The 11852-nt window shown below is 62.4% G+C and carries 11 protein-coding genes and 1 tRNA gene; 3 read left to right on the plus strand and 9 right to left on the minus strand.

Features of this window, described 5'->3' with window-relative positions:
* Positions 1-69: 69 nt before the first annotated feature.
* Entirely contained in the window at positions 70-1050 is a 981-nt protein-coding gene (locus BN1123_RS12670) for a TDT family transporter (RefSeq protein ID WP_042027365.1), read from the minus strand.
* A 102-nt stretch (positions 1051-1152) separates the two neighbouring features.
* Here BN1123_RS12670 and BN1123_RS12675 point away from each other — a divergent pair, with 102 nt between their 5' ends.
* Positions 1153-2058: a LysR substrate-binding domain-containing protein gene (locus BN1123_RS12675; RefSeq protein ID WP_042027366.1), complete on the plus strand. Its 906-nt coding sequence runs from the start codon at positions 1153-1155 to the stop codon at positions 2056-2058.
* Positions 2059-2160: 102 nt separating this feature from the next.
* Here BN1123_RS12675 and nfo read toward each other — a convergent pair whose 3' ends face one another.
* The 5 genes from nfo to BN1123_RS12700 form a co-directional block, all read right to left on the minus strand.
* Positions 2161-3003, minus strand: coding sequence for a deoxyribonuclease IV (nfo, locus tag BN1123_RS12680; protein WP_042027367.1), 843 nt, complete (start codon positions 3001-3003; stop codon positions 2161-2163).
* 327 nt (positions 3004-3330) lie between these two features.
* Positions 3331-3660 carry a YbaB/EbfC family nucleoid-associated protein gene (locus BN1123_RS12685; RefSeq protein ID WP_041210739.1) on the minus strand — a complete coding sequence of 110 codons (330 nt, stop codon included), beginning with the start codon at positions 3658-3660 and terminating at the stop codon, positions 3331-3333.
* 114 nt (positions 3661-3774) lie between these two features.
* The gene (gene dnaX, locus BN1123_RS12690) at positions 3775-6369 is read right to left on the minus strand and encodes a DNA polymerase III subunit gamma/tau (RefSeq protein ID WP_042027369.1); all 2595 of its coding nucleotides are present in this window, start codon (positions 6367-6369) and stop codon (positions 3775-3777) included.
* A 173-nt stretch (positions 6370-6542) separates the two neighbouring features.
* Positions 6543-7088 (minus strand): adenine phosphoribosyltransferase, encoded by a 546-nt coding sequence (apt, locus tag BN1123_RS12695; RefSeq protein ID WP_042027371.1) that lies wholly within the window; start codon positions 7086-7088, stop codon positions 6543-6545.
* Positions 7089-7219: 131 nt separating this feature from the next.
* The gene (locus tag BN1123_RS12700; RefSeq protein ID WP_042027372.1) at positions 7220-7597 is read right to left on the minus strand and encodes a YbaN family protein; all 378 of its coding nucleotides are present in this window, start codon (positions 7595-7597) and stop codon (positions 7220-7222) included.
* Positions 7598-7773: 176 nt separating this feature from the next.
* Between BN1123_RS12700 and dusC the strand changes: the two genes are divergently transcribed.
* Both dusC and BN1123_RS12710 read left to right on the plus strand, forming a co-directional pair.
* Entirely contained in the window at positions 7774-8718 is a 945-nt protein-coding gene (gene dusC / locus BN1123_RS12705) for a tRNA dihydrouridine(16) synthase DusC (protein WP_042027373.1), read from the plus strand.
* Between the two features lie 97 nt (positions 8719-8815).
* Complete coding sequence (locus BN1123_RS12710; protein ID WP_026457127.1) at positions 8816-9184, plus strand: TraR/DksA family transcriptional regulator; 369 nt, start codon at positions 8816-8818, stop codon at positions 9182-9184.
* Between the two features lie 181 nt (positions 9185-9365).
* On the opposite strand, the gene yjjG is transcribed toward BN1123_RS12710, so the two are convergent.
* From yjjG to BN1123_RS12725, 3 genes are all read right to left on the minus strand, one after another.
* Entirely contained in the window at positions 9366-10043 is a 678-nt protein-coding gene (yjjG, locus tag BN1123_RS12715; RefSeq protein ID WP_042027376.1) for a pyrimidine 5'-nucleotidase, read from the minus strand.
* A 14-nt stretch (positions 10044-10057) separates the two neighbouring features.
* Positions 10058-11557 carry a M17 family metallopeptidase gene (locus BN1123_RS12720; RefSeq protein WP_042027377.1) on the minus strand — a complete coding sequence of 500 codons (1500 nt, stop codon included), beginning with the start codon at positions 11555-11557 and terminating at the stop codon, positions 10058-10060.
* 169 nt (positions 11558-11726) lie between these two features.
* Positions 11727-11803: transfer RNA gene (locus tag BN1123_RS12725), tRNA-Met, on the minus strand.
* Positions 11804-11852 lie beyond the last annotated feature (49 nt).

The raw sequence follows: 11852 nt of genomic DNA on the forward strand, positions 1-11852 counted from the left end.
GAAAAATGCCCCGCTTGGCGGGGCATGTTGACGATTGTTTCATCAGGGGCGGCAGAGCATCAAACGGGGTTAGCGATGCGCCATGCCTCCCTCGACTGCGGGCTCCCGCTGCGGCAGGAAGAACATCAGATAACGCAGAGCCACATAACCGACGATCACGGTCGCAATTCCCAGCTCGACGTGGGCAAGCAATCTGATCTGCTCCACATAGTGTGCTGCCTGCGGCCAGCCACTGACCAGGTTGGCCACCTTGAACAAGGCGGTGGCGCCGATCACCATCGGGAAGGTGAAGGCTGCATAGCCGGGGGAAAACGGCAAGCGCAGCAACTTGATGAAGGCCAGATAGATGATGCCGGTCATCAGGATGGCGATCCCCAGCAGCACGGCCACCAGCAGCAGGGAGGGATCCTGGCTGACGGTCAGGTAACCGGCCAGGGAGAGACTGGCAGGGGCCGCCAGAATGGCGATGGTCGGCTTGGCTGCGTCCGGTACTTCATGACTGAAGATGAGGCGATAGAGCATCAGCGGCAGCATCAGGCCGTAGCAGATGATGCCAAACCAGAGCAACCCGTTGGCCAGCGCGGCAAACTGGCCGCCCGGGAAGGCGACATCGGCCACGATAATGCCCACCGGCGGCACGAACCAGCTCGGCACCATATGGTGAATTTCGAACTCTTTGGCACGGTGCCAGATAAAGGTGGCCAGGAAGATCAGGTGAATGGCCACGGCAAACAGCCAGAGTGCCTCACCCGCCTGCGGCGCCATCATCCCCAGCGCTTTTGACACCACCATGGTCCCCATGGCGTAGGTGGGCACCACGCTACCCACCACGGGGTGAGCCAGGTCTTGCCACAAGAGACGGGGATGAAGCAAAAACTTGAAGGTCAGGATCAGCAGCAGCACGGCGGCCACAGCGGCGCCCAGCAGCTGCATACGCCCATCGAACTGACCGGCATTTTCCCAACACCAACCGAGACTGGCGATGCCAAGCGCCAGTCCCGCCATGGGGGTCGGAGCTTTGCCTAAGGATTTACGGGTTCTTGCGATCATGACGACACCTTTCTCTATCAGACGATGGCGATAGGATAATGGCCGCATGTCGTTTAGGATATCCAAATGAATTGAATCATATGTTCAGGAAGATCAAACGCCATGAAACTGACCCTGCAACAACTCAAGGTCTTCGCCACCATCGCCCGTTACGGCAACCTGGGACTCGCCGCCAACGAACTCTGCCTGAGCAAGGGCGCCGTCTCCCAGTCGTTGCAGGAGCTGGAACGCCAGCTGGGTAGCCCGCTGTTTGATCGCATCCACCCCGGATTGCAGCTCAACAACGAGGGACGTTTGCTGCAACCCGCCGCCGAAGAGCTGCTGACCCGGATGCAGGATATCGAAAACCTGTTCAGCCCGGATGCCGAACCGAGCGGCCAGTTGCGCCTCGGTGCCAGCCAGACCATTGGCAACTACCTGCTGCCGACCCTGCTGGCGAGCCGCAAGCAGGAGCTGGGACTGCCCCCCAAGGTGACCATCACCAATACCCACAAACTCTGCCATGCGTTGGCCAACTTCGAACTGGATCTGGCGCTGATCGAGGGGGAGAACCATCATCCGGATCTCATCGCCGAACCCTGGCTGCAGGACGAGATGCTGGTGGTGGCCCATCCGGATCACCCCCTCGCCAACCAGGGTACCCTCACCCTGCCCCGGCTGGCTGACGAAACCTGGGTGCTGCGGGAGCTGCAATCGGGCAGCCGCGAACAGTTTATCCAGCAGATCCAGCCTGCCCTGCCCCGCTGGCAGGCCGGGCTCGAACTCAACACCCTGGAGGCCGTGATGCTGGCGGTGGAAAAGGGGCTCGGGATCTCTTTCATCTCCCGCCTCGCGGTTTCGGATCGGTTGCTGGCGGGGCGTCTGGTGGTGCTGCCCCTCGAGCAGCGCTTCCCGCGCCAGCTCTCCCTCATCTGGCACAAGCAGAAATACCATTCCGCCTCACTGCGCCACTTTATCCACTTCTGTCGGGCGCAGGTGAACGATGCCGAGGTGATCCGCGCAGAGTAACGCCTGACCAGAGCTCTGGTGGCAAACCAACACGCTAATGGCGGAAACGCAAAAAGCAGAGAGGGAGCCACGGCTCCCTCTCTTTGATTTGCTCGCTGCTTATCACTTCGCCAGACTGCGCAGCCAGCTGATCTCCTCACCCCAGATGGACTCGTCTATGGTCTCGAGGATCAGCGGAATGCGATCGAAGCGATCGTCATTCATGATGTGGTGGAACACCGCCTCGCCGAGATTACCCTCACGCAGGCTGTGGTGACGATCGACCCGACTGCCAAAGGTGCACTTGGCGCCATTGATATGCATCCCCTTGAGATACCGAAAGCCAACCGTCCGCTCAAACTCGGCAAAGACTTCGGCGCAGGAATCCGGGGTGCGCAGATCGTAACCGGCGGCGAAGGCGTGACAGGTATCGAAACAGACCCCGACCCGGCTCTTGTCCTCCACCTCCTCGATGATGGTGGCGAGGTGCTCGAACGACCAGCCGAGGTTGGTGCCCTGCCCCGCGGTGTTCTCGATCACCGCCGTCACTCCCTGGCTGCGCTCCAGCGCCCAGTTGATAGATTCGCTCACGAGCCGCAGACTCACGGCCTCGGGGATCTGCTTGAGGTGGCTGCCGGGATGAAAGTTGAGGTAGCAAAGGCCCAACTGCTCGCAACGCTTCATCTCGTCGAGAAACGCATCGCGGGACTTGGCCAGCGCGTCGGGGTCGGGGTGACCCAGATTGATGAGGTAGCTGTCGTGGGGCAGGATCTGCTCGGGGAGAAAACCGCCCTTCTCGCACTCCGCCTTGAAGGCACGAATGCTCGCCTCGGACAGGGGGGCAGCCTGCCATTGGCGCTGGTTTTTGGTAAACAGGGCGAAGGCGTTGGCGCCGATGGCCTGGGCGCGGGCAATGGTGTTCTCCACCCCGCCGCTGGCGCTGACATGGGCTCCGATATATTTCATGGGATCTCCTCTGGGGTGGCTGTCCATCCTCTCTTGCACCTGCAAACAGGCATGCGGAGGATGGGGCCTCTCTGATAAGGCGTCATTATGCCGATCCCGTCCGCCCTCGCCAAACCGGGATATCCGATAGCCGGCATCGGCAATGCAGGTTGGACGGCGGTGGCAACGACCAGATACGGTCAGCGGGCATAAAAAAACGCAGCCTTGTCGCTTGCGCGACGGCGGCTGCGTTCCTCTCTTCTCGGCCATCTCCCCCATGCTGTCAAGCCAGGCAGTCAAACCTCAGCTTGTCACGACGGGGAGCGGGAATGCGTGGCGAGAAGCGCCTTAGAACGGCATCTTGAAGCCTGGCGGCAATTGCATGCCACCGGTCAGTTCGCCCATCTTGGTCTTGTTCTGCTCTTCTACACGACGCACGGCATCGTTGCAGGCAGCGGCGACCAGATCTTCCAGCAGCTCCTTGTCATCTTCCATCAGGGAGGGATCGATCTCGATGCGACGCACGCTGTGGCTGCCGGTCATGGTGACCTTGACCATGCCTGCGCCGGCTTCGCCGGTCACTTCCATCTGGGCGAGCTGCTCCTGCATCTTCTGCATGCGCTCTTGCATCTGCTGGGCCTGTTTCATCAGGTTCCCCATTCCACCTTTACCAAACATATGTCGTCTCTCGTCTTGAAATCCGGCATCCAGCGCCGGGCTGTGGGCTTGTCTGTCCTAGATGGGGACAGCCAAGCGGCTTTTCAACCGGGAGCTGGCTCCCGGCCATGGAAGTTAGCGGTTGAGGGGCTCGATGCTCTCTCTGTGAAGCTCGGCACCAAACCGCTGGATCAGAAACTGGATATTGGGATCCTGCTCGAGATCCCAGGTCACCTGTTCGCGTACCCCCAGATAGAGGCGATGCTCGATCTCAAGGGGCGTCTCCTGTTCAGGCACCACGCCCAGGGTCACCTCCACCTGCACGGGCTGGCCGAGGGCGGGGCCGATGATCTCGGCCAGATCGGCGCGCGCCTTGTCGCTGACCAGGTGGCGCTGCTCGGGTTTCAGGGTCAGCAGCACCCTGTTCCCTTCCCGGGTCATCACTGAGTTGATGGCAAGCTGGCGCAACCGTCCACCCACTTGCGTGTGGGCAATCAGCTCGGCCCAGGGGTCGCCGCAATTGCTCAGCAGGGAGGAAGGGATAAGGCGGCTCGCCTCCCCCTCTTGCGGAATATCGTCGCTCTCGAGCTCATCCCAGTCGATGGTCTCCATCACTGGCTGGGCCGGTTCGCTGTCGGCCACCGGTGCCGACGTGGCTGTCGCAGGCGGCGGCAGCTCGGCGGCGGCAGGTGCGACCTGCCCGCCCGGCTGATAGCTTGGCTGCCCCTCCAGATCCCAGGGGGGCAGATCGCTCGCCTGGGCCGACTGGCTGACCTGAGCGGCAGCGTTTCCACCGGCAGGTGCCGCGGAAGGCGCCGGCATGGGCGAAGCCATAAAGCTCTGGCTCAGATACTCTTCATAGTCTCCGTTATCCCCCCCCTCGTCATAGCCATCGGCATAGAGATCCATCGGCGGCAGTTCCCCATACTGACCCATGGCGGGCGCCCCCTGAGCGGCCGACTGGCGGCTTTGGGGTTGAGGTGAGGGCTGAGGCGCGGGCTGCGACGGCGGGATGGCTGGCGCGGCAGGCATCGCGGCGGCTGAGCGAGCCGGGGCCACGGGCACCGCTCGTGGCGCGGGCGTCGTCGCGACCGGATCCTGACCCCGCTGGCGACTGCGCAGCATGTTGCGCTTGCCAAGCAGGCTCTGCATGCTCGAAACCATCGACACGGGGGCCGGTTCGGCCTCAACCTGAGGAGCCGTCGAGGTCACAGGTGCAGCCATGGTTGGAGCCTGCTCGACAGGGTTGCTTGCCAAAGGATCCATCCCCTCCCCCGGGTTATCCCCGTGAGCCGGAGCCTGAAGTTCGCCCGAAGAAACAACGTCATCCGCCAGAGTCGCATCAGGCAGATACCCCATTCCGGCCGCTTCGCGCAGCAACTCATCCTGCTGGCTGAAGAGCTCGGCGGCCTGCGCCTCTTCCTCGGAGCTCGCGACCTCGCTCGCATCGGTGGCACCAGCAGGCTCGACAACCGGAGCTGCAGCCGGCGGGTTGGGTGCAGCAACGCTCGCCGCTTCGCTGGCGGCTGGCAGCGCCCCATGCTCAGCGGCCGGAAGCTTTCCCGGCAGGGTTCCCATCTCTGCCACTGGTGCAGGCGCCATGGAGGGCGGCAAGGCGCTCAGGCTGGCAGGATGCAGCACCTCGCGCCGGGGCGAGAAGGCGAGCATCCGCAGGCAGGTCATCTCCAGCGCGGTGCGGCCATCGGGGGCCCATGGCAAGTCCTTGCGCCCCCCCAGCACGATCTGGTAGCAGAGCTGCACCTCTTCCGGGCTCATGGCCTTGGCCAGTTGCAGCAGGGCATCGGCATCCGCTCCCTGCTCCTGCACGCTGGCAGGCAGCAGCTGGGCCATGGCGATGCGGTGCAGCAGCCCTTCCAGCTCGGCGTGGAGCTGATCAAAATCGGGGCCCAGGGTGGCGATTTCGGTGATCTTGGCCATGGTGGCTGGCGCATCCTGGCGCAGGATCGCCTCCAGCAACTGGTGCAGATGACGGTGATCCAGGGTCCCCAGCATGGCCAGTACGCTGTCGAGACGCACGCTGCCGTTGCCGTGGGCCAGCGCCTGATCGGTCAGGCTCAGGGCATCGCGCATGCTGCCGTCGGCCGCCTTGGCCAAGGCCAGCAGGGCGCGCGGTTCGAAGGGCTGTCCCTCCTGATCCAGCACCCACTCAAGCTGCTTGGCGATCTGGGTCTGATCCAGACTCTTGAGATGAAACTGCAGGCAGCGCGAGAGAATGGTAATGGGCAGCTTCTGGGGATCCGTGGTGGCCAGCAGAAACTTCACATAGGGGGGCGGCTCTTCCAGGGTCTTCAGCAGGGCGTTGAAGCTGTGGCGCGACAACATGTGCACTTCGTCGATGAGATAGACCTTGAAGCGGCCACGGGCCGGACGGTACTGCACGTTGTCCAGCAGCTCGCGGGTATCTTCCACCTTGGTGCGCGAGGCCGCGTCGATCTCCAGCAGGTCGACGAAGTTGCCCTGATCGATCTCGCGGCAGGTGTCGCACACGCCGCACGGGTGGCTGCTGATCCCCTGCTCGCAGTTGAGGCTCTTGGCCAGGATGCGGGCGATGGTAGTCTTGCCGACCCCGCGGGTACCGCTCAGCAGATAGGCGTGATGCAGTCGTCCCTGATCCAGGGCGTTGGTCAAGGCGGTCAGCACATGTTGCTGGCCTACCACTTGTTCAAACGTATGGGGGCGCCATTTACGCGCCAGAACCTGATAGCTCATAAATCCATCATGCTGGGAAGACAGGGCATTGAGGCCGGATGCTAACACAAATGCGGGGCCTGCTGTATCGGCTATCGGCCGAGGCGGGAGGGATCGCTTGATTTTCAAACCGATGCCGCCAAGGCACCGGTTTGCAACCGGGCCCGAACCGGCAGGTTGGGCCCGAAGAGAGGTTACTCGCCGTCGAATTCGACCAGAGAGAGCACCTTGACGCCGGCGGCGGTCAGGCGGGCATCGCCACCCAGCGCAGGCAGGGAGATAACGAAGGCAGCATCGGTCACTTCACCGCCGGCGCGGCGGATCAGCTTGACGGCCGCATCGACGGTACCGCCGGTGGCAAGCAGATCGTCCACCACCAGCACCTTGTCACCGGCCACGATAGCATCGGTGTGCATCTGCAGGGTATCGGTGCCGTATTCGAGCTCGTAGGACTCTTCCATCACCTCGCGAGGCAGCTTGCCCGGCTTGCGGACCGGCACGAAACCGACGCCCAGCGCACAGGCAACCGGCGCGCCAAAGATGAAACCGCGCGCTTCGGTACCGACAACCTTGGTGAAACCTTGATCACGGTAGTGCTCGACCAGCAGATCGATGGTGGCCTTGAACGCCTCGGCGTTCTCTACCAGGCTGGTGATGTCGCGAAACATGATGCCCGGCTTCGGATAGTCGGGGATGGTCTTGATGCTCGCTTCGATAAATTTCAGAGTTTCCGGATTCATTTGTTGACCGCTTATTTTTTTGACCCAGGAGTGGCCGTTTCTCAATTCCCGTCTGCGGGGAAATAAAAAGGCCCGTCATGCAAAAATGACGGGCCGACTCCAAGCATTATTGCCGCAATAGCTTAGGGACTTCACTTCGCCATTGCAACTGGCTCCAGCACCGGCAGGCGCATTAACCAGGCAAGCAGGACAGCCATGATGACCAGCAGGAGCCCCTTGACCCACAGCAGGGGCACCACGGCGAGGGAGACCGAAAAGGTGAGCAGGATGAACAGCACGGCCCGCCGCCGGGCGTGCCGGCGAATGGCGCGATACTGCTGCCAGTCGACGATGGGCGGGCCAAACCAGGGGTGGGTCAGCAACCAGTGATGAAAGCGCGGCGATGAGCGGGCAAACAGGGCCGCCGCCAGCAGCATGAAGGGGGTGGTCGGCAGCAGCGGCAAGACGATGCCGACGATACCGGTCACAAATGCCAGCCAGCCCAATGCCATCAGACACCAACGTTTCATGCAAACCCCTCATATCTATTGCCTGGTGCAAGCCTAACAGAGTTTGACTCACGGCTAGCACAATTGCCTGCGCCTCGCGATGCAGGTGCGGGTTTTCTCGCCGGCCAACGGCTGACAGCGCCCCCCATTCCCACTACAATCTGCGCTCTTTTTTATTCTTGCCTTCGGAATTGGTTATGCGCGTTATTTTGGCCCCCATGCAGGGGGTGCTGGATCACCTGATGCGGGAGGTGCTCACCTCCGTCAATGATTACGACCTGTGTGTCAGTGAATTTATCCGGGTCGTGGATCAGCTGCTGCCCGCCAAGGTGTTCTACCGCCTCTGTCCGGAGCTGTTGCAGGATGGCAAGACCCACGCCGGCACCCCGGTGCGGGTTCAGCTGCTGGGACAGCACCCCGAATGGTTGGCCGAAAATGCGCTGCGCGCCATCGAGCTTGGCTCTCCCGGGGTGGATCTCAACTTCGGCTGCCCCGCCCCCACGGTCAACAAGAGCAAGGGGGGCGCCGTGCTGTTGAAAGAACCCGAGACCATCTATCGCATCGTCAAGGCGGTACGAGAGGCGGTGCCCGCTCATCTGCCGGTCAGCGCCAAGATCCGCCTCGGTTACGATGACAAGGAGCTCTATCTGGACAATGCCCGGGCGGTTCATCAGGCTGGCGCCGACGAGCTCGCGGTCCACGCCCGCACCAAGCGCGAAGGTTACAAGGCCCCCGCCCACTGGGAATATGTGGACGACATTCGCCGCGCCCTGCCCATCCCCGTCACTGCCAACGGCGAGATTTGGAACCATGATGATGCCCTGACCTGCGCCCGGGTCTCCGGCTGTGATGCCCTCATGGTGGGCCGCGGCGCCATCTCATTGCCCAACCTCGCCAACGTGATGAAGACGGGATGCGCCCACATGAGCTGGGGCGAAGTGTTGCAGCTGATGGTGAACTACACCGAGCAGGATCTGGCCAGCGACAAGGCCGATTACTATCCCAGCCGCATCAAGCAGTGGTTCAGCTACCTCAAGCGAGAATACCCGCAGGCCGATCTGCTGTTTCGTGATATCCGGGTGCTGAAAGAGACCGCTCCCATTCGCGATGCCTTGCTGCAAGCGGCCAAAACCCACGGCTAACCACGTTTAACTTGACGCATGTCATCTTGATAGCTTTATCCGTTCCCTATACTGCCTCGCATCTGTGGTATGTCCTGTGGGGGATAATGTGTGTGAAATGACGCAAGCACAGTTGGCTGTCTGGCGTAATCGCCTGCTGTCCGACTGGGCTCAAGAACGTGAAACGCTGATCGCTCAGCTCAAAGCCTCGCGCCGTGACGACTGGGCAGAACGGGTCGATCACTGCGAACAGGATCAGCTGGTCGAACTCACCAGCCGGCTGGATCTGCCCAAGGTGGAACAGAGCGTACTGCGCCTCAAGCGGATCGATGCGGCGCTTTGCCAGATGGATCTCGGCCTCTATGGCCTCTGCTCTGACTGCGAAGAACCTCTGGCCATCGAACAGCTGGAGCAGGATCCAACCCTGCAACGCTGTCCCCGCTGTGAAGCCCGTTATCGCAAGGGATTCCACGCCCACGAACTGTGAGGGATGCACCCCGGGTGCACCTTCACGACCGCCATCGCGATCCCATCCCCAATCCATTCCGCTCGCCTCGTCCTGCGTAGGAACACCCCTGCTGTCATCTCGCATGGCTGGCCGGGCTCGCTGACACCCGAAAAAACGGGGAGACCCTCTGGCCTCCCCGCTTGCTGGTTGTCCGCCCGGGTTACCCCAGCACGATGCGGGAGAGATGGGAGAAATGGTGAATTTCGTGGGTTGCCTCGCACGGATGCGACGCTTTGGCCGGGTTGTACCAGCAGGTCGCCAGCCCCAGCGCCGCCGCTCCTGCAATATCCGTCTTGGGATTGTCGCCCACCATCAAGACCCGCGCCGGATCCGGCTGCCCCATCAGGGAAAGGGTGTGCTGGAAGATGGCGGGAGCCGGCTTGGTCACCTGAATTTCATCCGAGATCACCAGCGGCTCGAACCACTGATCCCAGCCAAGTTTGTCCAGGCGACCGCGCTGGGGCACGCTGAAGCCATTGGTGATGATCCCCATCCGGACCCGCTCCTTGAGTTGCAGCAAGGTCTCGACCACCCCATCCAGTGGGGTGCTCAAGGCGATGATCCGGGTCAGGAAGGTGTTGTTCATCGCCATGGGGTCAACCGCCACCTGCCCGGCGAACAGGGAAAAACGGGTCTGCTGCAGGGTCGCGGCATCAATCTCGCCGCTGTTGTACTGCTGCCATAGGGCATGGTTCAGTTCGTGATAGCGGGCCATATCGGCCGCATCGGGGGTAACGCCATAGTGCTGGAGAGTCTGCTCCAACGCCTTGGCCACCGGGAAATCGAGCAGGGTTTCATCCAGATCGAACAGCACCCAGTCATAACTTGGTTGTTTCACGGGGATCCTTGTCATCATTCAGGTTGTGTGGCGGCGCGGGCCTGTGCCCTGCCGAGGGGACTTGCCAGCAGATCCAGGGTCAGGCGCACGCCAAACCCGGTCACTTCGCTGGCGACCACGCCATTGCCCCCCTTGCTGCGAAAACCGCTCAGATCCAGGTGCACCCAGGGAGTCTGCTCGGGCACGAAATGGGCGAGGAAGCGGGCCGCATCGATGTGATCCGGCGAGCTGCCGGGGGCACACTGCAGCAGATCAGCCCACTCACTCTCTATGTTGTCGTCATAGTCCTCATCCAGCGGGAAGGGCCAGACCCGCTCGCCACTGTGCTGTCCCAGGCCGATCAGCGGCGTCAGCCATTCGCTGCGGTTGGTGAAAACGCCGCTGTAACGGCTGCCGAGCGCCCGCTTGCAGGCGCCGGTCAGGGTGGCGTAGTCAATGAGCAGATCCGGGGTATCCTGCACCGCCATGGCCAGGGCATCCGCCAGCACCATGCGCCCCTCGGCATCGGTATCCACCACCTCGATGGTGATGCCGTTGCTGGCCGTCACCACTTCTCCTGGCCGATAGGCATGAGGGCCGATGTGGTTCTCGGCGATGGCCAGCCAGCAGTGCACCTCGTAAGGCAGGCGGGCCCGGCTGATGGCGTAGAGCGCCCCCAGCGCCACCGCGCTGCCCCCCATGTCCAGATGCATGCCGTACATGCTGCCGGAGACCTTGAGGTTGTAGCCACCGGAGTCGTGGCAAATTCCCTTGCCCACCAGGGCCAGGCGCCGCACCGGTTGGGATGGACAATAACTGAGTTTGACCAAGGCCCCCTGGTTGTCTTCCGAGCCGCGGGTCACGGCCAGAAATGCCCCCGCCCCCAGCTCGGCCAGCTGGGCCTGATCATAGTGATGGCACTGCCACCCCTCCTCCTGGGCCAGCTGAGTGACAAACTCGCGATAACTGGCGGCGGTCAGCTCGGAGGCCGGCAGCACCGCCAGATGGCGCGCCAGCCCGTTGCCCCCGGCCTCGCTGTAAAGACGAGCCAGATCGAGCACCACCGCTGGGGATACCCGGATCTGCTGATAGGCCCAGCCCCCCTCGCTGCGGCTCTTGCTGGTGGGCAGCGGGACATTGGCGGCCAGCAGGGCCGAGAGCATCAGCTCGGCCAGCATGGTGCGCTCTGCGGGGGCAAACCCCTCCAGATGCAGACCGACCCGCTCGACTTTCAGTCCGGACAAGGGGCTCATCCACTCCCGGATCTGCTTGTACAGGCGATGATCCCGCGCCACATTGCTGGCCACGAAGCAGATCTGCAGCAGGCTGCCACCCTGCATCAGGGTAAAAGGGGCCTTCTTGCCAAGGGCAAGCTGGGTGGCGAGGCTGGCCAGTTCGGGGCAAGCCAGCAGCGACTCCTTGTGCTCCTCGGCGAGAAGCAGCAGCTGCAGCGGCCGGGGCTGTGCCAGCACTTCGCTCAGGCTGGCATCCAGGGTATCGATAGCGGGAGGAAGATAGGTAAAGGGAGTGATCACGGGAAGGCGCCTCATCCATAAGAGATGCCTGATGATACCGAACAAAGGGCGGCTGCGGCCAGTTTTGTCCTGACCATCGGCCGAAAACGACAATGTTCGCCTGCACGACAGCGAGATCGTGGGCGTTGCGTCATCAGAGGGAATTGATAAAAGAAAATAAAGAAGGCGTTGGTTGCGGGGGCCGGATTTGAACCGACGACCTTCGGGTTATGAGCCCGACGAGCTACCGAGCTGCTCCACCCCGCGTCCGAATTGTCACCAGCAGACCGAGCAGATGTCTGTGGCGTTTTGTCTG

The sequence above is a fragment of the Aeromonas enteropelogenes genome (genome assembly GCF_000819845.1).
Taxonomy (GTDB): Bacteria; Pseudomonadota; Gammaproteobacteria; order Enterobacterales; family Aeromonadaceae; genus Aeromonas; species Aeromonas enteropelogenes.

Bases quoted from the DNA above. Each gene is read 5' to 3' on its own strand.
- BN1123_RS12670 (WP_042027365.1), bottom strand. From the start codon at position 1,050: ATGATCGCAAGAACCCGTAAATCCTTAGGCAAAGCTCCGACCCCCATG.
- BN1123_RS12675 (WP_042027366.1), top strand. From the start codon at position 1,153: ATGAAACTGACCCTGCAACAACTCAAGGTCTTCGCCACCATCGCCCGT.
- nfo (WP_042027367.1), bottom strand. From the start codon at position 3,003: ATGAAATATATCGGAGCCCATGTCAGCGCCAGCGGCGGGGTGGAGAAC.
- BN1123_RS12685 (WP_041210739.1), bottom strand. From the start codon at position 3,660: ATGTTTGGTAAAGGTGGAATGGGGAACCTGATGAAACAGGCCCAGCAG.
- dnaX (WP_042027369.1), bottom strand. From the start codon at position 6,369: ATGAGCTATCAGGTTCTGGCGCGTAAATGGCGCCCCCATACGTTTGAA.
- apt (WP_042027371.1), bottom strand. From the start codon at position 7,088: ATGAATCCGGAAACTCTGAAATTTATCGAAGCGAGCATCAAGACCATC.
- BN1123_RS12700 (WP_042027372.1), bottom strand. From the start codon at position 7,597: ATGAAACGTTGGTGTCTGATGGCATTGGGCTGGCTGGCATTTGTGACC.
- dusC (WP_042027373.1), top strand. From the start codon at position 7,774: ATGCGCGTTATTTTGGCCCCCATGCAGGGGGTGCTGGATCACCTGATG.
- BN1123_RS12710 (WP_026457127.1), top strand. From the start codon at position 8,816: ATGACGCAAGCACAGTTGGCTGTCTGGCGTAATCGCCTGCTGTCCGAC.